At 61.9% G+C, this 23598-nt stretch carries 22 protein-coding genes; 12 read left to right on the top strand and 10 right to left on the bottom strand.

Annotated elements, in window-relative coordinates:
* The first annotated feature begins 63 nt into the window (after positions 1–63).
* The 4 genes from EZV60_RS17130 to EZV60_RS17145 are packed head-to-tail and all read left to right on the top strand — an operon-like array spanning position 64 to position 4699.
* The gene (locus EZV60_RS17130) at positions 64–615 is read left to right on the top strand and encodes a TRAP transporter small permease (protein WP_135506958.1); all 552 of its coding nucleotides are present in this window, start codon (positions 64–66) and stop codon (positions 613–615) included.
* The gene (locus EZV60_RS17135) at positions 615–1931 is read left to right on the top strand and encodes a TRAP transporter large permease (protein WP_135506960.1); all 1317 of its coding nucleotides are present in this window, start codon (positions 615–617) and stop codon (positions 1929–1931) included. The genes EZV60_RS17130 and EZV60_RS17135 overlap by 1 nt, the downstream gene beginning before the upstream one ends.
* Complete coding sequence (locus tag EZV60_RS17140) at positions 1928–3175, top strand: malonyl-CoA decarboxylase domain-containing protein (protein ID WP_135506962.1); 1248 nt, start codon at positions 1928–1930, stop codon at positions 3173–3175. Before EZV60_RS17135 ends, EZV60_RS17140 begins: the two co-directional genes overlap by 4 nt.
* A 6-nt stretch (positions 3176–3181) precedes the next feature.
* Positions 3182–4699 (top strand): malonate--CoA ligase, encoded by a 1518-nt coding sequence (locus EZV60_RS17145; RefSeq protein ID WP_135506964.1) that lies wholly within the window; start codon positions 3182–3184, stop codon positions 4697–4699.
* 187 nt (positions 4700–4886) lie between these two features.
* Here EZV60_RS17145 and EZV60_RS17150 read toward each other — a convergent pair whose 3' ends face one another.
* The 7 genes from EZV60_RS17150 to bcoG form a co-directional block, all read right to left on the bottom strand.
* Complete coding sequence (locus EZV60_RS17150) at positions 4887–5672, bottom strand: carnitinyl-CoA dehydratase (protein WP_135506966.1); 786 nt, start codon at positions 5670–5672, stop codon at positions 4887–4889.
* On the bottom strand, positions 5669–7711 hold the full coding sequence (locus tag EZV60_RS17155; RefSeq protein ID WP_135506968.1) for an acetate--CoA ligase family protein: 2043 nt from the start codon (positions 7709–7711) through the stop codon (positions 5669–5671). Before EZV60_RS17155 ends, EZV60_RS17150 begins: the two co-directional genes overlap by 4 nt.
* Positions 7712–8003: 292 nt before the next feature.
* Complete coding sequence (locus tag EZV60_RS17160) at positions 8004–9164, bottom strand: acyl-CoA dehydrogenase family protein (RefSeq protein WP_135506970.1); 1161 nt, start codon at positions 9162–9164, stop codon at positions 8004–8006.
* 1 nt (position 9165) lies between these two features.
* Positions 9166–10572, bottom strand: a complete 1407-nt coding sequence (locus tag EZV60_RS17165) for a carnitine 3-dehydrogenase (protein ID WP_135506972.1) — start codon at positions 10570–10572, stop codon at positions 9166–9168.
* Between the two features lie 13 nt (positions 10573–10585).
* Entirely contained in the window at positions 10586–11107 is a 522-nt protein-coding gene (locus tag EZV60_RS17170) for a lipocalin family protein (protein WP_135506974.1), read from the bottom strand.
* Positions 11104–11871: an SDR family oxidoreductase gene (locus EZV60_RS17175; RefSeq protein WP_135506976.1), complete on the bottom strand. Its 768-nt coding sequence runs from the start codon at positions 11869–11871 to the stop codon at positions 11104–11106. Before EZV60_RS17175 ends, EZV60_RS17170 begins: the two co-directional genes overlap by 4 nt.
* Entirely contained in the window at positions 11868–12782 is a 915-nt protein-coding gene (bcoG, locus tag EZV60_RS17180; protein WP_135506978.1) for a 3-dehydrocarnitine:acetyl-CoA trimethylamine transferase BcoG, read from the bottom strand. The genes EZV60_RS17175 and bcoG overlap by 4 nt, the downstream gene beginning before the upstream one ends.
* A 78-nt stretch (positions 12783–12860) precedes the next feature.
* Here bcoG and EZV60_RS17185 point away from each other — a divergent pair, with 78 nt between their 5' ends.
* The 5 genes from EZV60_RS17185 (at position 12861) to EZV60_RS17200 (ending at position 16817) form a co-directional block, all read left to right on the top strand.
* The gene (locus EZV60_RS17185) at positions 12861–13823 is read left to right on the top strand and encodes a GlxA family transcriptional regulator (RefSeq protein ID WP_135506980.1); all 963 of its coding nucleotides are present in this window, start codon (positions 12861–12863) and stop codon (positions 13821–13823) included.
* 52 nt (positions 13824–13875) lie between these two features.
* A complete protein-coding gene (locus EZV60_RS17190) occupies positions 13876–15123 on the top strand; it encodes an NAD(P)/FAD-dependent oxidoreductase (protein ID WP_135506982.1) in 1248 nt (415 codons plus the stop codon).
* A gap of 103 nt (positions 15124–15226) precedes the next feature.
* On the top strand, positions 15227–15568 hold the full coding sequence (locus tag EZV60_RS19525) for a hypothetical protein (RefSeq protein WP_342588810.1): 342 nt from the start codon (positions 15227–15229) through the stop codon (positions 15566–15568).
* Positions 15569–15643: 75 nt separating this feature from the next.
* A complete protein-coding gene (locus tag EZV60_RS19530; protein ID WP_342588811.1) occupies positions 15644–15799 on the top strand; it encodes a hypothetical protein in 156 nt (51 codons plus the stop codon).
* 715 nt (positions 15800–16514) lie between these two features.
* A complete protein-coding gene (locus EZV60_RS17200; RefSeq protein ID WP_135506984.1) occupies positions 16515–16817 on the top strand; it encodes an SH3 domain-containing protein in 303 nt (100 codons plus the stop codon).
* Between the two features lie 849 nt (positions 16818–17666).
* Here the strand turns inward: EZV60_RS17200 and EZV60_RS17205 are convergent.
* From EZV60_RS17205 to EZV60_RS17215, 3 genes are read right to left on the bottom strand one after another with little or no spacing between them, the layout of a single operon-like run.
* On the bottom strand, positions 17667–18368 hold the full coding sequence (locus tag EZV60_RS17205; protein WP_135506986.1) for a Crp/Fnr family transcriptional regulator: 702 nt from the start codon (positions 18366–18368) through the stop codon (positions 17667–17669).
* A 44-nt stretch (positions 18369–18412) separates the two neighbouring features.
* The gene (locus EZV60_RS17210) at positions 18413–18787 is read right to left on the bottom strand and encodes a DUF3307 domain-containing protein (protein WP_135506988.1); all 375 of its coding nucleotides are present in this window, start codon (positions 18785–18787) and stop codon (positions 18413–18415) included.
* A complete protein-coding gene (locus EZV60_RS17215) occupies positions 18784–19491 on the bottom strand; it encodes a CBU_0592 family membrane protein (protein WP_135506990.1) in 708 nt (235 codons plus the stop codon). Before EZV60_RS17215 ends, EZV60_RS17210 begins: the two co-directional genes overlap by 4 nt.
* A gap of 203 nt (positions 19492–19694) precedes the next feature.
* Here EZV60_RS17215 and EZV60_RS17220 point away from each other — a divergent pair, with 203 nt between their 5' ends.
* Genes EZV60_RS17220 through EZV60_RS17230 form a run of 3 tightly spaced genes read left to right on the top strand, consistent with a single transcriptional unit; the run spans position 19695 to position 23573 of the window.
* Positions 19695–20894: a YcaO-like family protein gene (locus tag EZV60_RS17220; RefSeq protein ID WP_135506992.1), complete on the top strand. Its 1200-nt coding sequence runs from the start codon at positions 19695–19697 to the stop codon at positions 20892–20894.
* Complete coding sequence (locus EZV60_RS17225; protein ID WP_135506994.1) at positions 20891–22228, top strand: TfuA-like protein; 1338 nt, start codon at positions 20891–20893, stop codon at positions 22226–22228. Before EZV60_RS17220 ends, EZV60_RS17225 begins: the two co-directional genes overlap by 4 nt.
* Positions 22229–22271: 43 nt before the next feature.
* Positions 22272–23573, top strand: coding sequence for a gluzincin family metallopeptidase (locus tag EZV60_RS17230; RefSeq protein WP_135506996.1), 1302 nt, complete (start codon positions 22272–22274; stop codon positions 23571–23573).
* The last annotated feature ends 25 nt before the right edge of the window (positions 23574–23598 follow it).

The following is a 23598-nucleotide window of genomic DNA, read 5'->3' on the forward strand; positions in this document are numbered from 1 at the left end:
TAGGGTGGGCAACACTGCCCACCCTGCGCCCCAGCCCTTGCACATAGTCACGGAGGCCGAGCGATGTCCGGTTCCGCCCATGCCATTACGGCCGCCCGCCACGGCGGCAACCCCATCCTGCGCGTCATCGGCTGGATCAGCCAGCTCTGCGGCATCATCGCCGCGCTGATGATCGTCGCCGCCGTCCTGATCGTCTGCCAGATGATCTTCATCCGCTTCGTGCTCAACGGCTCCACCATCTGGCATACCGAGGGCGTGACCTATCTGATGATCGGCGCGACCATGCTCGGCCTGCCTTACGTGCAATATCTGCGCGGCCACGTGAACGTCGATCTTCTGCCGCTGATGCTGCCCAAGGCGGCGCGCAAACTGCTGGCCGGGCTCGTGATGGCGCTGACCATCGCGGTTGTCGGCGCCATGCTCTGGCACGGCTATCATTTCTGGCACGAGGCCTGGGATTGGGGCGAAACCTCGAACACGCCCTGGAACCCCAAGCTCTGGGTGCCCTATCTTGCGCTGCCGATCGGCTTCGGCCTCTACGCGCTGCAGCTCGCCGCCGATCTTTACGCGATGACCTCCGGCATCGATAAACCCTTCGGATTGGAGGACGTCTGATGGATCCGCTGTCCCTTGGCGGTGTCGTCGCCATCGTCACCATTCTCGTGCTCTTCTCGGGCATTTCCGTCGCTGCGGGCCTTCTGGTCGTGGCCGCGGGTTTCCTGATCGTGTTCGACGGGGCCAGCTCCCTGTCGCTGATGCCGGAAATCTTCTTCGGCAAGCTCGATAACTTTGCGCTTCTGTCGATCCCGATGTTCATCATCATGGGCGCCTCGATCGCCTCGACCCGGGCAGGCGCCGATCTCTACGAGGCGTTGGAACGCTGGCTGACCCGCGTGCCGGGCGGGCTCGTCGTGTCGAACCTCGGGGCCTGCGCGCTTTTCGCCGCCATGTCCGGCTCCAGCCCCGCCACCTGTGCCGCCATCGGCAAGATGGGCATCCCCGAGATGCGCAAGCGCGGCTATCCCGACGGCGTCGCCGCCGGCTCCATCGCCGCGGGCGGCACGCTCGGCATCCTCATCCCGCCCTCGGTCACGATGATCGTTTACGGCATCGCCACCGAAACCTCGATCGGGCGTCTCTTTCTGGCCGGTGTGATCCCGGGCCTGCTGCTCGTCGGGCTCTTCATGGCCTGGTCGCTTTATTCCACGTGGAAATCCGGCAATGCGGGCGTGCTCTCCGCCGGCAGCTACACGTGGAAGGAACGGGTCGAGATCCTGCCGCGCGTTCTGCCCTTCCTCTTCATCATTCTTGGCGTGCTCTATGCCATGTATGGCGGCATCGCCACGCCGTCCGAAACGGCGGCGGTGGGCGCGCTCATGTGCATGCTCATCGCCATGATCATTTACCGCCTCTGGGATCCCCGCCAGATCTGGACCGTGCTGCGCGACAGCACCCGGGAAAGCGTGATGATCCTCTTCATCATCGCCGCCGCCGGCGTCTTCTCCTACATGCTCTCGTCGCTCTTCATCACGCAGTCGATCGCCGAATGGATCGGCACGCTCGACGTGAACCGCTGGGTGCTGATGGGGGCGATCAACATCTTCCTGATCATCGCGGGATTCTTCTTGCCGCCCGTGGCGGTGATCCTGATGGCCGCGCCTATCCTTCTGCCGATCATCACCAGCGCGGGGTTCGATCCGATCTGGTTCGCCGTGGTGCTGACCATCAACATGGAAATCGGCCTCATCTCGCCGCCCGTGGGTCTCAACCTCTACGTCATCAACGGCATTGCGCCGGACATCTCGCTGCGTACGATCCTCGTGGGCTCGCTGCCCTTCGTCGCCTGCATGATCATTGCGATCATCCTGCTCTGCATGTTCCCGGGGCTGGCCACCTGGCTGCCTGATCTCGTCATGGGCGCTGCTATATGACCATTCTCGCCGATCTCCTGTCGACGGTCTTCGACCGCAGGCACCGCTCGCTGCCCGACAGCGACACCGCCAAACGCCCGATCGAGGACATGGCGCTCGACCTCGTCGGAGAAAAGGGCGAGCTTTCGGGCCTGCAACTAGCCGGGCAGATCCTGTCAAGCTTCATGGCGCGCGACGACGGGGGCAAGCTGGCGTTCCTCACTCATATCGCCACACAGCTCAATCTCGATCCCGAAAGCGTGCGCTCGACGCTCGACGCCTACGAGGCGCAGCCGTCCAGGGCCTCCTACCGCGCCTTCATGACCGCCTCAGAACCGCGCCGCCAAGAGCTGATCCGCCGCCTCAATTCCTACCCGGGCGCAACCGGGGCGTTGGTGCGGATGCGCGCGGATCTCTTGCGGCTCGGGCACGGCACGCCCGAGCTTGAGGCGCTCGATCTCGACTTCCGCCACCTTCTCTCCTCGTGGTTCAACCGCGGCTTTCTTGTCCTGCGCCCGATCAGCTGGGAAAGCCCGGCACATATTCTGGAAAAGATCATCGCCTACGAGGCCGTGCACGCCATCGACAGCTGGGACGACCTGCGCCGCCGGCTTGAACCGCGTGATCGCCGCTGCTTTGCCTTCTTCCACCCCGCCATGCCCGACGAGCCGCTGATCTTCGTCGAGGTGGCGCTGACCCAGGGCGTGCCGGGTTCGATCCAGAAGCTCCTGTCGGACGCAAACGAAACCCTGCCCGAGGAAAAGGCCGACACCGCCGTGTTCTACTCCATTTCCAACTGCCAAAGCGGGCTTGCGGGCATCTCCTTCGGCAACTCCCTGATCAAGCAGGTCGCCGCCGATCTCTCCGCCGAACTGCCGGGCCTGAAAACCTTCGTCACGCTTTCGCCCATCCCGGGCCTCGTCACCTGGGCCGAAACGGCCGGAGTGGAAATGCCCGCCTCCGACCCCGACGCGATGCAGGCGCTTGCGGCGCATTACCTTGTGAACGTGCGCCGGTCCGACGGTGCGCCGCTCGACCCGGTGGCGCGCTTCCATCTTGGCAACGGCGCCATTCTGCACGCCGTCCACGCCGAGGCCGACACCTCGCCCAAGGGGCGCACCCAATCGGGCGGCACCATGGTCAACTATCTCTACGACCTCGAGCGCGTGGCGCAAAACCACGAAGCTTTCGTGACCGACCGCACCGTCGCGGCCTGCGACCCGGTCCGAAAGCTCGCCCAATCCGCGAAACTCCCAACGGAGTAAGATCACATGGCCAATCCGCTTTACGACACGCTTTTCGGCGCCCATGCCGGCAAATCGGACACCTTCCTCCACCTGCCGGACGGCAAAACGCTGTCTTACAAAGACTTTCTCGGACAGGCCGCGCAGATCGCCCACGCGATCACCGCGCTGGGCGTGAAACCCGGCGACCGCGTCGCGGTGCAGGTCGAAAAATCCCCCGAGGCGCTGGCGCTCTACGCCGCCTGCGTACAGGCCGGCCTGATCTTTCTGCCGCTCAACACCGCCTATACCGCCGACGAGCTGGAATATTTCGTCGAGAATTCCGAGGCCGCGCTGCTGGTTTGCGACCCCGCCAAGGAGGAAAAGCTCGCGCCCATCGCCAAGCGCCTCGGCGCCCGGCTGGAAACGCTCGGCGACGACGGCAAGGGCAGCATCATCGAGATGGCGGCGGGCCATGGCGACACGTTCGAGACCGCCGAGCGGACCGAGGACGACCTCGCCGCCTTCCTCTACACCTCCGGCACGACGGGCCGCTCGAAAGGCGCGATGCTCAGCCAGGGCAACCTCTTGTCGAACGCGCGCACGCTCAAGGAACATTGGCGCTTCACCTCGGATGACGTGCTGCTGCACGCGCTCCCGATCTTTCACACCCACGGCCTCTTCGTCGCCACCAACATCACCCTTCTGGCCGGCGGCGCGATGATCTTCCTGCCCAAGTTCGATCTCGACGTGATGATCGACAAGCTGCCCCAGGCCACAGCGATGATGGGCGTGCCCACCTTCTATACGCGGCTTCTGGGCGATGAGCGCTTTACCGGCGATCTCGTCTCGCATTTCCGGCTCTTCGTGTCGGGCTCCGCGCCGCTTCTGGCCGAGACGCATACCCAGTTCGAGGCCCGCACCGGCCATCGCATCCTCGAACGCTACGGCATGACCGAGACCAACATGAACACCTCCAACCCCTATGACGGCGAGCGCCGCGCAGGCACGGTCGGCTTCCCGCTGCCTGGGGTAGAGCTGAAAGTCACAGATCCCGATACTGGTAAAGAGCTTGCGCAAGGCGAGGTCGGCCAGATCGAGGTGCGCGGCCCCAACGTGTTTCAGGGTTACTGGCGCATGCCGGAAAAGACCAAGGCCGAGCTGCGCGACGACGGCTTCTTCATCACCGGCGATCTCGGGAAAATCGACGACGACGGCTACGTCCATATCGTCGGTCGCAACAAGGACCTCATCATCTCGGGCGGCTACAACATCTACCCCAAGGAAATCGAGCTTCTGCTGGATGAACAGCCTGGCGTCATGGAAAGCGCCGTCATCGGCGTCCCCCATCCGGACTTCGGCGAAACCGTCGTCGGCGTGCTCATCCCCGAGAAAGACGCCTCCCCCGATGTCGACGCCATCATGGAGGCCGCCAAAGAAAGCCTCGCGCGCTTCAAGCATCCGCGCAAGCTGGTGATCGAGGATGAACTGCCCCGCAACACGATGGGCAAGGTGCAGAAAAACATCCTCCGCGACCGCTACAACGACCTCTTCACCGAGGCCTGACACCTCTCCGGTCGCCGCGTCATCTGGCGGGAATTACCGCAGGAGGCCGGTCCGAGCGAAATCGCCCTCATTTGCCGATGGGTCGTGCCGGGGCGGGCGCTCGAAAGCTGTGGATTGCCCCGGAATTAGTTTGTACAAAATGTAAGAAGGTGCCTTTCAGCCTGCTACATTTTCTACAAAACGCGCCTCAGCGTCCCTTCCAGACCGGATCGCGCTTCTCGGCAAAGGCCCGGGCCCCTTCCAACTGGTCTTCCGAGGCATAAAGCGCGTCCACCGTTGCAAACTGTCGCTTCGTGATCCGGTTCATCGCGTCTTGGAACGTCATCGCCTCCGCCTCACGCACGATCTCCTTGATCGCGGCATAGACAAGCGGCGGGCCAGAGGCCAGAAGTGCGGCCATTTCATGTGCTTTTTCAAGCAGTTGATCGGCGGGGTAGATATGGTTCACCATGCCCCAGCGATGCGCCTCCACTGCGTCGATCCAGCGGCCGGTGAACAGCATTTCCATCGCGATATGATAAGGAATCCGCTTGGGCAGCTTGACACTCGCGGCATCCGCGACCGTGCCCGACCGGATTTCCGGAAGCGCGAATTGCGCATGGTCCGCCGCCAAAATTATATCAGCACTTAGTGCCCATTCCAGGCCACCTCCACAACATATGCCGTTCACCGCCGCGATCACCGGCTTGTTCAGGCCTCTGAGTTCCTGCAAACCGCCAAATCCGCCGACCCCGTAATCCCCATCAACCGCGTCCCCGTCCGCCGCGGCCTTCAGATCCCAGCCGGGACAAAAGAATTTCTCGCCCGCGCCGGTGATGATCGCCACGCGGTAGTCGGGATTATCCCGGAAGTCGCGAAACACCTCGCCAAGCGCGATACTGGTTTTCAGGTCGATCGCATTGGCCTTGGGTCGATCCAGCGTAACCTCAAGGATGCGCCCGGAAGCTTCTGTTTTTACGGGGTTTTCACTCATTCCTTTTCTCCCTTCCGGATCAGGGCGTCCACCGCCACCGCTCGCTCGGGCGTGACAATCAGCGGGTTGATCTCGATCTCGTCCAGCATCTCTCGGTGCTCCATCACATAGGCCTGCACCGCCAGCACCGCCTCGACAATGCTTGCGATATCCGCCCCCGCCGCGCCACGGTATCCCCGCAGCAGCGGCGCGATCCGCAGCCCGTTCAGCATATCCTCGATCTCACCGGCGACCACCGGCAAAAGCGCTGTACGGGTGTCGCGCCACAGCTCCGTCAGAGTGCCCCCCGCCCCGATCGTCAGTACGAACCCATGTGCCGGATCGCGCACGACCCCGACCAGAAGCTCGGCAACGCCACCTTCGACCATCTCTTCGACAAGCCAGCTTTCGCACCCCATGCCCAAGGCTATCTCTCTGGCTTTGCAGGTTTTGTTCCGAAAAAACGCGACACCGCCCGCGTCGGTCTTATGCGCCAGACCCTCGGCTTTGATCACCAGGGGCGGTGGGAATGCCACCAGCGTTTGAGCCAGCTGATCCGCGCCGGCAACCTGCCGCGCTCGTGGTACGACAAGCCCATGCCGCGCAAGCGCGTCCTTGGCCTCCGCCTCCGACAGGGTGCGGATGTCGCGCGGTGCGCCGGATGCCAGCACCGGCTGCGACGCCGCCCGCGATTGGCCGAGAAACGCCGCGGCCTCAATCGCCGACAGCGCGTCGTCCAAGCCGTGCAGCGGGACAAGTCCCGCGCGTATCGCCCGCGCGACCAGTGGCTCCGGCAGGGTTTCGGGAAGGGTGGCGAGCAGGGCAAAGGGTTTGTCCTGCGCCCGCACCACCGCTTCGCCTGCCTCCAGCACGCATTCCCAGTCCACAGGGTCGCAACGATCCGCGCGGGGGAAATCGACGATCAGGCATCCAATGGCCACATCGCCGGCCATCATGGTCACGAAAACCTCTGCCATGCGGGCGGCGTCTGTCCAGATAAATGTGTGATAATCCAAGGGGTTGGCCAGGGCCACCATTGGCCCCAAGGCATCTCGCAGGCGGCGCGACTGCGCATCCGAGAGCTGTGGAAAGGCGACGTTGCGCCCCTCGGCGCTATCCGCGATCAGGCTCGCCTCGCCGCCCGAACACGACAGCGAAACGACCCTGTTCGAGCGCAGCGGACCGGCCATATGCAGCAGTTTGAGGGTTTCCAGAAAGGCGGTCAGGCTTTCGACCTGTGCGATTCCAAGACGCCGCAGCAACGCCCGCGCGCTTGCGTCGCTGCCGGTCAGCGAGGCCGTGTGCGACACGGCGGCGGCCCGGGCCCGCTCCGATTTACCCGCTTTCAGTGCAACGATGGGTTTTCCGCGCGCATGGGCCTCGGCGGCAAGCGCCTGAAACGCGGCTACATCGCCGATCCCCTCGATATGCAGCCCAAGCGCCGAAACCCGGGGGTCCTCCAAAAGCGCGCTTCCGATCTCTGCAAGACCGGTCTGCGCTTGATTCCCGGCGGTCGCGACATAGGCCAAAGGCAGCCCGCGCGCCTGCATGGTGATGTTGAGTGCGATATTCGAACTCTGGGTCAGCACCGTGACACCGCGGTCGACCCGTTGCCCGCCATGCTGATCCGGCCATAAAAGCGCACCATCGAGATAGTTGATCAATCCATAGCAATTCGGCCCGATGATTGGCATATCGCCTGCCGCGGCGACCAAGGCCGCCTGAAGGTCGGCACCGTCCCCGGTCTCGCTGTCGGCCTCGCGAAAACCGCTTGCGAAACAGATCGCTCCGCCGGCGCCCATGGCCCTCAACCCCGCCACGGTTTCGATCGTGAGGCGGCGGTTGATGCCGATAAATGCCGCGTCCGGCGCGGCGGGCAGATCCGACAGACGCGCCACCGTGGGCACCCCGCCGACCGTTTCCTTGGACGGATGCACCGGCCAAACCGGCCCCGCATAACCCATTTTGAGACATTGCCTGACAACGCTGTCGCACCAGGCACCGCCACCGATTACGGCTATGGAACGCGGCTGAAGCAGGCGCGAGAGTGACCGGATCACGGGCGAGCGCCTGTTTTGGCCGGGCAAGGGCTCTGCCCCTCTTGGCCTGCGGCCAATTCACTCCGAGTTATTATTCGCCAGATGAAGAAAGCTTTTGTTAACTCAGACCCGTAGTTCTCATCCTGCGGAACAGGCTGAGGAGCCGATGACCGCGCCAGCTGGAACCCCTCGTTCTTTTTGGACGACGGGTGGACTTGCTTCCGGGCTGACTTCATCTGGCCGAGAATACCTCGGGGGTGTGGGGACAGAGCCCCCATTCGGTCGACGCGCCGAAGGCGCGGCGAAACCACTGTCAAGCTCCCAGCGGCCGCAGCAAATCGCGGCTTATGATGTGACGTTGGATCTCGGACGTGCCATCCCAGATGCGCTCGACCCGCGCATCGCGCCAGAACCGTTCGATCGGAAAATCATCCATCAGGCCCATCCCGCCGAAGATCTGCAATGTCGCATCAGTTACCCGGGCCAACATCTCGCTGGCATAGAGTTTGGCCGAGGCGATCTCGCGATTGGCGGGCAGACCTTGATCCAGGCGCCAGGCCGCGGCCAGCGTCAGCCAGTCCGCGGCGTCGATTTCGGTGATCATGTCGGCGATCTGAAAGCTCACGCCTTGAAACTTGCCGATTTTCTGGCCGAACTGGCGGCGCTCGGCGGCGTGGGCAAGTGCGTAGTCGAAACAGCGGCGCGCGCGCCCGACGCTCATTGTGGCGACGGTGATCCGCGTGGCGTACAGCCACTCGCTCATCACCGTAAAGCCGCCATCAACCTCGCCAAGGACCTGTGCATCAGGCAGGCGGCAATCGTCGAATTCCAGGATCATATTGTTGTAGCCCCGGTGACTTACAGACTTGTAGCCTTGCCGGATGGTAAAGCCCGGCGTGCCGCGATCCACGAGAAAGGCGGTGATGCGCTTTTTGGGGCCTTTGTCGGTCATATCCTCGCCAGTGGCGATGAATACGATGATGAAATCAGCATGGTCAGCACCGGAAATGAAATGCTTAGTGCCGTTCACCACCCAGTCCCCGCCATCGCGTTTCGCGAAGCATTTCATGCCCCGCACGTCTGATCCGGCATCGGGCTCGGTCATGGCGAGCGCATCCATCCGTTCGCCACGGACGGCGGGCAAGAGGTAGCGATCGCGTTGCCCGCCCTCACAGGCCATCAGGATGTTCTGTGGGCGGCCAAAGAAATGCGTGAGCGCCATGGAGCCGCGTCCAAGTTCCCTTTCCACAAGGGCAAAATCCAGATGCCGCAGCCCGGCGCCGCCCACCTCTTCGGGAAAGTTGCAGGCATAGAACCCCAGATCCAGCGTCTTTTGCTTGATCTCTTGCGCTAGATCGGTCGGCACCTCGCCGGTTCGCTCTACAGCTGCCTCATGGGGGTAGATCTCTTTCTCTACGAAGCTGCGCACGGTCGAGACTATCATGTCCTGCTCGTCGCTCAGTCCGAAATGCATGTCACGCCCCCTTGTGCTGAAGCGCAAGCGCCTTGACCTTGGCCGCGAAATCGTGTGGCGGTTCGCAGGTGCGGCGGGTCTCCAGGCTCACGTGCAGCATCAACTGGTCGCAAGTCGCCATAACCTCGCCATCCGAGGCGCGGCGCATCTCATGGGCACAGCGCAGCTTTTTGCCGCCACCTTCGGTTACGCGGGTCAACACCTCGACCTCTTCGCCGGCGTAGGTTTCCGCGACATACTTGATCGTCGTCTCGACCGTGAAATAGCTGAAGCCCCGCGCGACGTAATCCTCGTCCGCGCCCACATAGGCCATCACGACCTCGGCCGCGTCCGAAAAGAGCTGGCCGTAACGGCCTTCGTTCATGTGGCCGTTCATGTCGGTCCAGTCCACGGGGACCATCCGGCGTTGCGTGACCATGGGCGTGGCAGCCTCGGCCTTTGGCCAGATCGCGCGCTGATGCTCGAGGATGAGCCGGCCCGAGGCGTTGCCCTGCTGCTTGAGCGCGCGCATCATCGCGATGAGGTTCTTGTCGCGCTTGCGTTCAAGCTCGCGAATGGACAGGTGGCCTGATTGCGCGTCGGACTGGTCGGCGATGCGGTCAATGAGTTCATCGGTCAGTTCGGGCACGTCCATCAGCTTGGTCCAGGGCCACTGCAGGGCCGGGCCGAACTGGGCGATGAAGTGGCGCATCCCAGCCTCGCCGCCTGCCACGCGGTAGGTCTCGAATAGCCCCATCTGCCCCCATCTGAGGCCAAAGCCGAAGCGGATCGCGTCGTCGATTTCCTGCGTCGTCGCTACCCCGTCGCGCACCAGCCAGAGCGCCTCGCGCCAGACGGCCTCGAGAAAGCGGTCGGCGATATGGGCGTCGATTTCCTTGCGCACATGCAGGGGGTAGAGGCCGATGGATGTGAGGATGCCCTTGGCGCGTTCGACGGCATCCACGGCAGTCTCGGGCGAGGGGACGACCTCGATCAGGGGCAACAGGTAGACCGGGTTGAACGGGTGCGTGACCATGATGCGCGACGGGTTGATCGCGTTCTCCTGTAGCTCGGACGGCTTGAAGCCGCTGGTTGAAGACCCGATGATGACGTCCGGATTGGCAGACTGGATCTCGGCAAAGACCTTGTGCTTGAGCGCCAGTTGCTCGGAGACGCTTTCCTGTACCCAATCCGCACCCTCTACGGCATCGGCGATGGAGCCACAGAGGCGCAGCGTCCCCTCGGCAGGCAGGGCGCAGTCGTAGAGCATGGGCAGCGCGGTGCGGGCATTCGCCAGAACCTCGTCGATCTTGCGCTTGGCCTCCGGGTCGGGGTCGAACACCGCGACGTCCCAGCCGTTCAGCAGGAACCGTGCGGCCCATCCGCCGCCGATCACGCCGCCGCCGATGATGGATGCTGTCTTTGTCATGTCGTCGTCCTTGTCAGCGCTCGGTCAGGCGCGATGTGTCGTAGCCGTTGAATTCTAGGATTTCGCGCGCCGCGCGCAGTCGATCCGCGCCGCCCCGGGCCTCACGGTTCAGGATCCAGGCATAGCTGCCGTCGGGGGTCCCGATGGCGGCGGTGCGGAAATTGTCGTCGACCCAGATCACCCAAAGTTCACGGCTTTCGATGCCGTTCAATTGCCAGCGGTTCTGTCCTAGCGCTGTGGCGCGCAGCACGGTGTCCTCGGTGACGCAATCGCCCGAGAGATCGCAGGCCGCGCGGCGCAACTCCACCGCATTGCCGCTGGCGTAGCCGGGCAGAAAGTTAACCATCGCAAGATCGTAATCGCGCGAATAGCCGGCGCGCAGGAACCACGGGCCGGCCATCTTGCCGAATTCGCCCGCGGGCGCGCCACGGGTCGTGACTGATAGGGGCACGGAGGTGTCGCGGTAGGAGGGCGCGACCCCGGTGACCGAGCACGCGCTGACGAGCAGGGCGAGTGCAAACAGATGAAACTTCATGGCACTAGCGTCTCCGTGTGTCCGTCGATGGCGAGGACCTGTCCCGAGATCTTGGACGCGGCCGGCGAGGCCAGATACATCAGAGTGTCAGCCAGATCGTCGGCGGTAACCCAGGACCGCAGGCTGACGCCCTTGACGTATTGCGCGCGGATCTCGGTTTTGGTCTTGCCGCTGGCCCTCGCTTCCATCGCCACGACCCGATCCATCCGATCTCCCTCTACCGCCCCCGGGGCGATGGCGTTGACCCGCACGCCGGCGGGGCCGAGCTCCATCGCGAGAGTCTTGGTCAGGCCCACGAGCGCCCATTTTGCGGACGCGTAGGGCGAGCGGTAGGGATAGCCCCATTGCCCGGCGGTGGACGTCGTGAGCACTATGAGCCCCGCACCCTGCGCCCTCATCAGCCGCGCGGCCCATCGGCAGGTCAGGAAAGCGCCATGCAAATTGACCGCGATGCAGTCCTGCCATGCCCGGTAGTCGAGGTCTTCAATCAGGCCTGCCGGCCCACCGGTGCCGGCATTTGCACAGACCACGTCTATTCCATCGAAATTCTCTTCGACATCTGACAGGAATGCGGCCATCTGCATCTCGTCCGTGACATCGGCCTGCCGTATCAGCATATCCGGATTTTCAGCCGCCATCCGCACCACCGCTTCGGACGAGGCATCGCAGACCGCGACCCGGTCACCCCGTTCTGTGAAGCGGCGAGCGAAGGTGGCGCCGATGCCTGAGGCGCCCCCGGTAATAAGGACGCGCTGCGACGTCATCCCTGCGGGGCCTGCTTGGTCAGTCCAAGTTTATCGCGGACCTCCTGCGGACCGATCACCCGCGCGCCAAGCCGCTCGATGATCTCGACAGCGCGCGCCACAAGCTGTTCATTGGTGGCAAGAACACCCTTGTCGAGCATCAGATTGTCTTCCAGCCCCACGCGCACGTTTCCGCCCGCCAAAACCGACGCGGCGACATAGGGCATCTGATTGCGCCCCAGCCCGAAAGCAGAAAAGACCCAGTCTTCTGGCACATTGTTCACCATCGCCATGAACGTGTTGAGATCATCGGGTGCCCCCCACGGCACGCCCATGCAAAGCTGCACGAGCGCGGGGCTGTCGAGGATACCGTCCTTGACCAGTTGCTTGGCGTACCACAAATGACCGGTATCAAAAGCCTCGATCTCTGGCTTCACGCCGAGCTCGGTCATCATGCGGCCCATGGCCTGCAACATGCCGGGCGTGTTCGTCATGACGTAATCGGCCTCGGCAAAATTCATAGTGCCGCAATCGAGCGTGCAGATCTCGGGTCGGCATTCGGCGACATGTGCCACGCGCTCGGTTGCGCCGGCCATGTCGGTTCCGGCATCTTTGACAGGCAAGGGCTTTTCCACATCTCCAAAGACGATATCCCCGCCCATACCGGCGGTAAGATTGAGCACCACGTCGACTTCCGCGTCGCGAATGCGGTCGGTCACTTCGCGGAAAAGCCGCGTGTCGCGCGAGGGTGCGCCGGTTTCAGGGTCGCGCACGTGGCAATGCACCACTGCTGCGCCGGCCCGGGCCGCTTTTATGGCGCTGTCGGCGATCTGGGCAGGGCTGCGCGGCACATGCGGGTTTTTGTCTTGTGTCCCGCCAGAGCCGGTCACGGCGCAAGTGATGAAAACATCCCGGTTCATGGCCAGCGGCATCGCGATCTCCTCTTCTCGCCTGAACACCACTTTAGGGCTCTGGTCTGAGTAATGATTTTGCCGTAAACGACAATTATCATGCCGGATTGGACAAAATCGCAAAGCCGCCCCACGCGCATCAGTCTGCTGCTCTTCGACAGGTTTTCGAACTTGTGTCTGGCCAATTGTATTGAGCCTTTGCGCGCGGCCAACTCGCTGCGGGCGCAAACAGCTTTTTCTTGGTCGATCCTGACGCTGGACGGGGCAGGCTGCCGCTCGTCGAGCGATATAGAGGTCCTGCCGGAGGCGTCGTTGGCGCGGATGGCGCCGGTCGACTATCTTTTCGTTTTGGCCAGTTACGCCCACGACCGTCACGACACAGCACCGGTGCGCCGCGCCCTTCGCGCGGCTTCGGCGCGGGCCGAAACGATCGTGGCGCTGGATGCAGGTCCTTGGCTTATGGCGTCGGCGGGGCTGCTTGACGGACGGCGGGCGACAGTACACTGGGACCTTCTGAATGCCTTCACAGAGCGCTTTCTTTCCGTCGAGGCCGAACGAGCACGCATTGTGCGCGACGGTAATCTCATTACCTGTGCCGGGGCCATGTCGGCATTGGATCTGACACTCGACCTGATTTCGAGCCATCTGGGTACTGCCGCGCGACTGGACGTGGCGGCACTGTTTCTGCACGGCGACCCGCCGATCAGCCGCGCACCTGGCGACCCGCCGGCCGATCCGCTGGTCGCCCGCGCGCTGGAACTGATGCGTGACAGTCTTGAAAGCCCGCTCACTGTGCCGGCGCTTGCGCGGCGGCTGTCGTGTCAGCCGCGTACACTCGACCGACGCTTTCGCGCACGTCTTGGCGCGGCCCCGGGCACGGTTTACCGTCATCTCCGCCTCGCCGAGGCACGCAAACTAATCGAAGATACGCGCATGGGGCTGGCAGAAATCGCCGTGCGCTGTGGCTACGACTCGCCCGCGGCTTTGAGCCGGGCCGTGGCCCGTCAGTACGGCGCCGGCCCCCGGGTTTTGCGCCGCGGACCGGCCACCGGCGCGCGTTGACAGCGATACGCCGAGGCCGCACTCTGCGCGCGATCCGAACAAGAGAAGCAGGATGCAAAACCGTAAGACCGTCGCCATTATCGGGGCTGGCATCGTCGGCGTCGCAACCGCGCTTTGGTTGCAGCGCGACGGGCATAGCGTGATCCTGGTCGACCGCGTCGGGCCCGCGGGGGGCGCGAGCTATGGCAATGCAGGTCTACTGGCCTCGGCCGCGACGGTGCCAGTACCCGTGCCAGGCCTGTGGAAACGCGCGCCCCGTATGCTGCTCGACCCGCGCGAGCCGCTGTTCCTGAAGTGGGCGTACCTGCCGAAGCTTGCACCTTGGCTTGTCCGGTATCTGTCCCATGCCACGGCGGCGGCCGTGCGGAAACGCGCGGCTGCACAACTGCCACTGATAGGGGAAAGTCTGAGCGACCACCAAGCCCTGTCCGAGGGCACGCCTGCGGCACGCTATGTCCATGACTGTGATTACATCTACGGCTACCCGGATCGCGCGGCCTACGAGGCGGACGCGTTCACGTGGCAGGTCCGACGCGAACAGGGTTTCACTTGGGAGCTTTTGGATACCGCGGCGTTCGAAGCCTATGATCCGGCCTATCGCGGCGCCATTGGGTGTGCCGCGCGCCTGCCGGGGCACGGGCGCATTTCCGACCCGGGGTCTTACGTCAAAAGCTTGGCGGCTCAGGCTGAGGCGGATGGCGCACGGCTCGTGCAGGCCGAGATTGAGCAGATCGTTGTCGAGCACGGCCGCGTCTCAGGGGTGCGTGCGGGTGGCGATCTGCTGTCCTGCGATGCCGTCGTCGTCGCCGGGGGGGCATGGTCCACGAAACTTGCGTCATCTCTTGGTCTTAAAGTGCCGATGGAAATCGAGCGCGGCTACCATATCGAGCTGTGGGAGCCGTCGGTCATGCCGCGCGCGCCGGTTATGGTCGCGGCGGGTAAATTCGTGGCGAATCCTATGGAAGGTCGGCTGCGCCTGGCGGGTATCGTGGAGTACGGCGGACTTGACGCCGGCCCGTCACGCGCGCCCTTCGCATTGCTGCGTCGCAATATCCGCAAGGCAATCCCGGACCTGGAATGGAAAAGCTGCACCGAATGGATGGGACACCGTCCGGTTGTCGCGGATTCGCTGCCCGTGATTGGCGAGGTGCCGGGTTGCGCCGGGGTGTTCGTGGGTTTCGGTCATGATCATCTCGGGCTGACCGCCGGACCGAAAACGGGGCGGCTGCTTGCGCAACTGATCGCCGGGCGACGGCCCAATGTCGATCTGACGCCCTATGCCCCCGGTCGGTTCAGCTAGGGCGCGAAGCAGGGCTTTACCCTGGGGTCGCCATGACCTTTCTGTAACGTCCGGTACGCTGGGTTTGCAAAATGATCGGCCCCGTGTCTCCCAAGTTAATATTATGAGTTTCACAGAGCTTCTTAGTCCTGCTAGGATTTTCATTTTATTGAACAATATATTGAATCAGGCGTCATACTGTCTTGTCTCTTATCATGCTGCTTCCGACAGAATGCCAAAGCTCACCGAGACTTTCGATCGCAAGGGTCGCCCGACAAAACAGGGCACTGCAAAGCGCCGGGATAATGAGCTCATATTTCTCGTTCTGTTTGTCGGTAAGAAGCCGAATACCTGGTATTTTCATAAGGACGTGTGCGGCCAGACGCGGCGCGTTCTCATTGATCGGCATCCGGTTACCCTGGCTGGCGCAGCGCGGCAAACCGCGCTCGGTTATGCGCAGGAGTAGGGCAGGGGGCGACACCACGATCTCGCGTCCCGACCCGTCAGTGCCAACGGAACACTTCGCAAGGCGCGATCAATCTTGAACCACGCGCGCCGGGTACATGATCTGCCTCAAAGCCCGACCATGGAGATCGAGTGGTTCGACAAGAAGCCGAACGGAACAATGATCGAGGATCTGGGCGCATGGCTGGATGAAACAGAGGTCTCGCAGAATCCAATCCACAAGGTCTTCTAGAAACTGGCGCGCTGCACTGCCCGATGACAAGGAAAAGGCTAAGCTTCGGTCTTCCCATTCTACAGCACGATCACGAAATCCTTGCGCCGTTGTGGCGGCTGAGCCGCCAGTGGGTTTGTGCTTCCCTGAAGTCGCCGTCTGGGTCATGTCGAAGGCCCGCAGAGAATGACATGGTCGCGGCATTCTCATCATAGAACTTTCGCAAAGGTCACAATGCAAGCAAGGGTCCTCGAAGAGATCTTGGGTCGACTGCTTAATCATTCGCCCGTGTCAATCACGGGCCAAAGTTACGCGGTGCCCTCGGTCGATGCACTTCGCCCCGCAATGAATGTCGCCGTGGAAGAGATGGGCCGATCCACTGACCCTCAACGCCAATAGGAGTCGCGGTTCAAGTATCGCTCACAGCTTATTCTCCCGATTGTACTGGCCGGCTTTATTGAGTCGATCCATTCTAGAAAGACATTGCTGAGAAGAACTGGCTGCTTGCACCAGCGTCGCCGGCGTTATGTTGCAGCTAGGTTCGGTCAACTCCAGTCAGGGTGTTCGAAGATTGTGTTGCCGTCGTTTGAAACGAAAGGTAGCAGGCACTGCTACCGAGCAAGAACGCCATCAGCATTGGCGTGTCGAGATCATTGGAAATCAGCGTATTTCCACGTCATAACAAATGTCTGCTCAATGGGCACTTTGAGGCGGATTAACGAGAACAGGTGAGAGAATGACAAGACTTCTGATAATCGCGTTCGCCGCTACCCTTTTGACGGCATGCGGCTCGATGTCGACGGCGCCAATCGAGAGGTATAATCGCGCAGAGGTCGTCGGCGTTGAAGAGCCGGACATGCTTAAGATGCGCGCCGGCCCTGGCACTGGCTACGACATAAAAGTTGGCCTGCCGAACGGGACCATCCTGCGCGTCGAAAACTGTTCGCGGATCGGAGGCACCCGCTGGTGTGAAGTCGCGCTTGATCGCCGGCCCGGTTTGCGTGGTTATGTCTCCGAGACTTATCTGCGGCCACTCTGATCGGTGAGTTTTTCCAGCCGAGCTCATCTGAGCTTGTAGCGTGCAGAAATCGGATTTCTCGGAAAGCAGCTTTTAAAGTCGTAATGTGGTGGACCGCACCGTTTTGTGACGAACGCAGCAATCCTCTTTGGTGGGAGCTATCATCACTTGGGTGAGTGGACGACGCAGAAGTGTCCAGTCTAGTTTTGACGCCCGCTGGCAGCCGTTATCGTTATATAGACTGCAGACAAAGGGGTGCGTCGCAACCTTAAAGAACATCTTTCAGCAACTGTTTGACGTTTACGTGACCAGTTATCGCGCATCCTCGCATTTAACAGCTTTGGCAGACTGTGACTCAAACAACAGGTCTAAACCTGTACGGCGCATTCGTCCCATTGACAAAGAAAATTGGGCTTTCAATCCGTATAGTAAGATCCCAATAGCCGTAAAAACCCGGGTCCGAGCCGCATACTGCTTTGACACAGCTGCCAGCCCGTCCCGGGAGATTTGGTCATAAAAATAGATGCTTCCTATATAGAACTCGGCCGGCTACTATCTTGCCAACCCGAGAGGACAGCTCTCACAGACCACTCACTACCTTTCCCCTGGTTTGCTCAGGCGACCTAAGTCGACCGAGCCTGTATCGCAGTTGGCCTATACCCAAAGCTGCAACCAGAAATCCCAGAGGTAAGTTCTGTCCTCCTGTTAAGCAGTATTAACCAAACCCGAGTGTCGGACTGTGAACGCGTTCACATATTTTCGATTTTGTCTGTGCCGCCGGGGTTTGAAATAATTTTATTGCGCGAAACGGCGCAGCTTCGGCACCGAAAATTTCCCCACCTGTGCTGGGGTCAAAAGAGAAACGAGGAGTCAACGAACGGCAGTATTCTTGACGACATCCGCAGGTGACACGATCTGAATTATGCCTTTGCGCATCGAGATCTTTCCTTGGTCCTGTAAAAGCTTCAGCTGCTTGTTGATCGCCTCACGCGTGACGCCCAGCATCTCGGCCAACGCGCTCTGGGAGAACTTCCGGCCCAGATCCAGCACATCTTCGTTGAGTGTGCCGTGTTTCAATCCAAGTTCTGCAAGCTTCTGGAGGAGTCGTTGCGACAGGTTCTCGAATGCGAATTTCTGAAGGGTTTCGTTCGACTCCCGAAGCCGATGCGACAGAAATTCAATGAGGTGCGCCGCGAGCGCCGGTTCTTCGGCCAGCAGTTCGATCATAGTGCCCGTTTCAAGGTGAAGCAGGCTGGAATCCTCCATCGCGGTCACTGTGGCAGACCGAGGATCGGGGCTGACCAGCGTCATCTCGCCCAGGGGCGCACCGTGCTCCGGCACCGCAAGGGTCAGAATGTCACCGTCTGCATTGACGATGCTGACCCGAACCATCCCAGTACAGTGCACATAAAGGCCGTCAGACGGATCGCCCTGGTGAAACAGGACTTTCCCACGAGGAAGAAAAACGCCGTGTGCCCGCGCCGCGACGCGTTCGACCACGTCGGTTGAGAGGTTGGAAAACAGCGGGCAGGCGCACAGGTACTTCTGCTTCTGCTTGTCCGCGATCTTCATTGCATGCTCCTTTAACTTGTGACCGTTCGAGCCAGTGACGCCAATTACAGCAGACCGATTGCCAGAATCGCCACATAGGTCAGCTGATGGGCCGCCTGATCCAGGCCGACCAGTCTCCAGAACCCCGCCTCGCCAAGATCAGTCTTTACTTTCTGAAGGTTGGCCTTTTTCCAGTCGATCACGTGATGCACGAAAACCTCCGCCAATGCCAGCACGACGATCAGACCCAACCCGCCCAGACCCGCGAGCACCATGACGGGTAAACTCAGCAAACCGTGGAGACCCGCGTGCGCCATCCCGGCGGGGTGCAGAAACTCCCCCTTGTTCGCGAGCATGTCACCCGTCTGCCATCGAAAGTCCGCGACGTAGTGCTTGACCTGTATTAGGACGAGAAAGATCAGGATCCCACTATCGGTCACTCTGCCGCTGCCTTCTGAAGTGTCAGGGCCTTGTTGGCAGCAACCAGCTTGCTGCGGGTGTCAAGGCTCATGCCGCTTTCCAGCGCGCGCCTGAATTCAACGTCGGCCGCTGCCATCGCTACGAGGGCCTCGGACGATATCATGAAAATCCGGCTTGGCTCTGCCGTGCGCACGGTCGCGGAAGCGGGCCCTTTCTTCATGACGTTCAATTCGCCGACGAGCCCGGCAACAACCTTGCCGATCCGTTTCGACGACGAAAACACGTCGGCAGAACCTTTGGCCAGGTAGGTAAGATGCGTGACCGGCTCGTGTTCCTGTGTGATCCTGAAGCCGGGTTCGGCGTCGAGCCAGATCCCGTGGTCTAGAAACCTGCGCGCGGTCGTCTTGGAAAACTCGGGAAAGATCTTGGCGACAAAGTCGTTTTCTTCATCATTCAGCCGCGCCATACGATCCAGAAGCAACATGCGCGTCAGGCCGATGAGGCTGATGATGATCCAGAAGATCTGAATGATCGCGGAGGAGAGGTTGAAAGCAACCGTCAATCCGACAAGGACGAACGACGCCGCAAGGAAATTCAGGATCACGTAAGGATAGCCGTTTCCGCGAATAACCCCGGTCTGCAGCAAGGCGTACGCGCCGAGATAAAGCGCGACACCGCAATATCCGACCCCGTGATAAAATTCTTCGGGGATACCGTGTAACATCCGCTGGCTCCGTCAGCTGGGCTCTTGCTTGCGTCCGGTATACCACTTTTTCGTAACCTGGCGAGCGACGGGTGCATCGGGTCGTTCTGCATCAGCCACATTGACCGGCGACGGGCGATGGATCACTCTCGGACGTGGAGGTGGATCATCTCCGTATTTGATTGCCCAAATTTGTCGAACCCGCTGAAAGTAAAGTCATTCGAATGTCGTCCAGAAAAGAATACCTGCTTGATACGCATCGCCTTTGCGATCCGGCTCAAACGCTGGAGCGCGTCAGGCCGCACCTGTCTCGCATGGGCATCACACGCATCGCCAACCTGACGGGCCTGGACCGTATCGGGCTGCCGGCGGTGATGGTGACGCGGCCGAATTCCCGCTCGGTCGCGGTTTCGCTCGGCAAAGGACTGTCTCTGGAGGCGGCGCAGGTTTCGGGTGTCATGGAGGCAATCGAGACTTGGCATGCGGAACGGATCGTGCGGCCGGTCCGACGAGAGTCTTTCGCCGCATTGCAGACAGAGGTGGCCGTTGCGGATGTTGCGCGCCTGCCGGACGTCACGGGCGCCAAGTTCGATCCGCATCGCCGGATCCTGTGGGTCGAGGGGCAAGATCTCGGTCGAGATGCCGCCTGTTGGGTGCCGCTGGAGATCGTCGACACCGACTACACCGAGCCGCCGCATGGCGGGCACGGGGCGTTCCCGCGCACGACGAATGGTCTTGCGTCCGGCAACGACGCCCTAGAGGCCACCTGTCATGCGATCTGTGAACTGATAGAGCGGGACGCGACAACGCTTTGGCATCACGGGCCTGCAGACACGCGGATCGATCCCGCGTCGGTCGACGACCCACGGTGCCAGGACGCGCTGCACCGGCTGGTCAATGCAGGTATCGATGTGGGGCTGTGGGAGACGACGTCGGATATTGGCGTGCCCTGTTTTCATTGCGTGATCTGTGAGGCGGGCGACGGCCAAGGCCATATCGGGATCGGGGATGGCTGCCACCCGGACCGCGCTATCGCTTTGTTACGCGCGGTGACGGAAGCGGCGCAGACCCGGTTGACCTATATTTCCGGGGCGCGCGACGACCTGGACCCTTCGGAGTTCACCGGCGAGGCCGTGGCGGCCAAAGCGCGGTACGCGCGTCAGCTGATCGCCCGCGCGAAGCCGATACGTTGTTTTGCGGACGGCCCGAGCGCGGTGACAGAAAGCTTCGAGGACGACCTTTCGTGGTTGTTGGAGCGCCTGTCCTCGGCCGGAATGGACCAGGTCTTAACGGTGGACCTGTCGCGCCCGGAGCTCGGGATCTCGGTGATCCGCGCGGTCATTCCCGGTCTGGAAGCACCGCATGACGACCCGGATTTCATCGCAGGCCCCAGGGTTCGGGCCATGTTGGCAGGCGCTGCATGAAGCCCGTTATTTTCGCAGGCCCGACGATAGCCGCCCAAGGTATTCGCAGCATACTCGATGCCGACGTTCTGCCACCCGTGGCGCAGGGCGACGTCTATCGGGTGGCGCGCCAGCGCCCTCCGGCCATCGGCATTATTGACGGCTATTTCGAGGGAGTGCCGTCGGTCTGGCACAAAGAAATCCTTTGGGCCATGGAGCAGGGAATCTCGGTTTTCGGAAGCGCCAGCATGGGTGCTTTGCGGGCCGCCGAGCTGCACGAGTTCGGCATGATCGGAGTCGGCGCGATATTCGAGGCTTATCTCGCCGGCGAGATTGCCGACGATGACGAAGTCGCTGTCCTTCACGGTCCCGCCGAGCTCGGGTTCATGGCTCTGAGCGAGCCGATGGTTTCCGTCCGCGCCACGGCGGAACGCGCCATCTCAGCGCAGGTTCTGGTGCCCGAGACTGCCGGGCTTCTGAACGACACGGCGAAATCCCTCCACTACAAGAACCGCACTTGGGAGGAAATCTCGGCCCGGCTCCAGCATGAGCCGCGCCTTGCCGGCTTTTTCTCATGGCTTCCCACCGGAAAGGTCGACGCGAAAGGCGAAGATGCCCGATCCATGCTGGACCGCATGGCCACGTTCCTGAAGCGCGAAGCTTCGATCAACGAGGCGCAGCCGCACAGGGTCGAACGCACCTTGGTCTGGCAAGGTCTTGTCCGGCGTATCGAAGGCGAAAACGAAACCGGAATCGCCGCCTCCAAGGCTGTGCTGGATGAGCTGCGCTTGGACTCCGAAAGATACGGCGCCACTCGTGACCGCGCCATGTTGCGCCGCCTTGCCATCGAGGACGCGACACGCCGCGGCGCGCAGGCCGAGCGCGATGCGCTGCGCGCTATGATGGACCAGCATCGCCGCCAGAACAACCTGTCGCGCCGTGACGCCGTGCTAGACTGGTTGGACGAGAACGATCTGGATGAGGCCACCTATGAGGCGCTGCTGAACGAGGCCGCGCTGATCGAGGACACGCGCGCCGCGCGGTCGCCGGGGCTGGATGCGCATATCCTGTCCGAATTGCGCTGGTCGGGTGGCTATTCCGAGTTGAAAGCGCGGGCCGAGGCTAAGGCGCGAACCATCGCAGAAAATGGTGGTGCGCAGGCGTCGCCGGACAGGCTGCGCCTGCTGGTCTGGTTCTTCGAAACCCGTCTCGGTCGCTCGGTCCCCGACGATCCCGATACGTTCGCCCGGTCACTCGGGCTGGACGGGCGCGATGAACTTATCGCGCTTATCGCACGCGAGTTCTTGTATAACCTGAACGAAGACGACGCGCAGAAGGCCGGAACCCGGGGCTGAACCTGGCCAATGGCATGCGCGCCAAAACGAAACGGAGGAGCTGATGCAGTTTCCGGACTACGCGGCAGAGGAAGAGGCGCCGGGTACGCGCTTTCTTCTGTTTCCTCAATCCCCGTTCGGAGAAGCCACGGCAGAACTGGAACTGGTCGAAATCTCAGCCCCGCCCGGCACCATCGGTCCGGGTCCATCGGGGCCGCGCATGTACGTGGTCGACCCCATCGGAAAGACCATACCTTATGGCGCCATTGTGCCCGGCCCCCAAGGGCCGGGCATGTATCTGCCGCCTTGGAAAGGACAGCGCAACGCACCAGCTATCCCGGATGAATACGGCAATTTCATTCACATCGACCCCGACGACCCGGAATTCGAGGCGGCGCATCTTTTCGGTTCGGCGCATTTCACGATGGATGTCTGGGAAGGCTACTTCGGACGCCAGATTCCGTGGCATTTCGAATCCGATTTCGACAAGCTGGAATTGTCGCTGCTGCCCAGCCTTGACAATGCGCATATTGGATGGGGCTTTCTGGAAACCGGCGGCAGCACCGAGCACGAGGGAGAATACCGGCCCTACAGCCTGAACTTCGATGTCGTTGCCCACGAAATCGGGCACGCGCTGATCTACAGCGTGATCGGCCTGCCGTCGGACGGCAACGCGTCGGGCGAATACTACGGATTTCACGAATCAGCGGCGGACATGGTCGCGCTGCTTGCCTCGTTGCATTTCGGATCGGTCGTCGAGGCGCTGCTGGAGGAAACCCGAGGAAACCTTTATACATTCAACCGTCTCAACCGGTTCGCCGAAACGGCCCAGACTGCCCAGATCCGCATGGCGGCCAATGACAAGCTGTTGTCCGATTTCGCGCGGGGCTGGACGAGCGAACACGCCTTGTCGGAGCCGCTAACCGGGGCTTTGTTCGATATCCTGATCGACGTGTTCCACGAGCGGCTTCTGGCGCACGGGCTGATCACGCCCGAGATCGAGGATCTGTCCGATCGGCTCGAGGGCACGCCTGACTACAGCAGCGTGATGCAGGCCGTGTTCGACGAGCGCTATGCGCGAAATCCCGAAGGGTTTCGTATCGCGCTGCTGGAAGCGCGGGACCTGATCGGCTCTTACCTGGCGGATGCGTGGGATATGCTGGACGCGGACGGGTTGAGCTATTCGCATGTCAAAGAGGCGCTGCTGACCGTCGATCGCGATATATCGGGCGGAGCCTTTCAAGCGATCATCGAAGGCAATTTCCGCGTCCGCGACATCGGTCTGACCCGAGTGGGGCCAAGACTTGCCGATCCTGACGGCGACAGCCACGCGGTTTCGGTCCGCACGAGGACCCCGTACCCGTAACCACGCAAATACCTTTGGCTATTGT

Source organism: Roseovarius aestuariivivens (assembly GCF_004761875.1).
GTDB classification, from domain to species: domain Bacteria; phylum Pseudomonadota; class Alphaproteobacteria; order Rhodobacterales; family Rhodobacteraceae; genus Roseovarius; species Roseovarius aestuariivivens.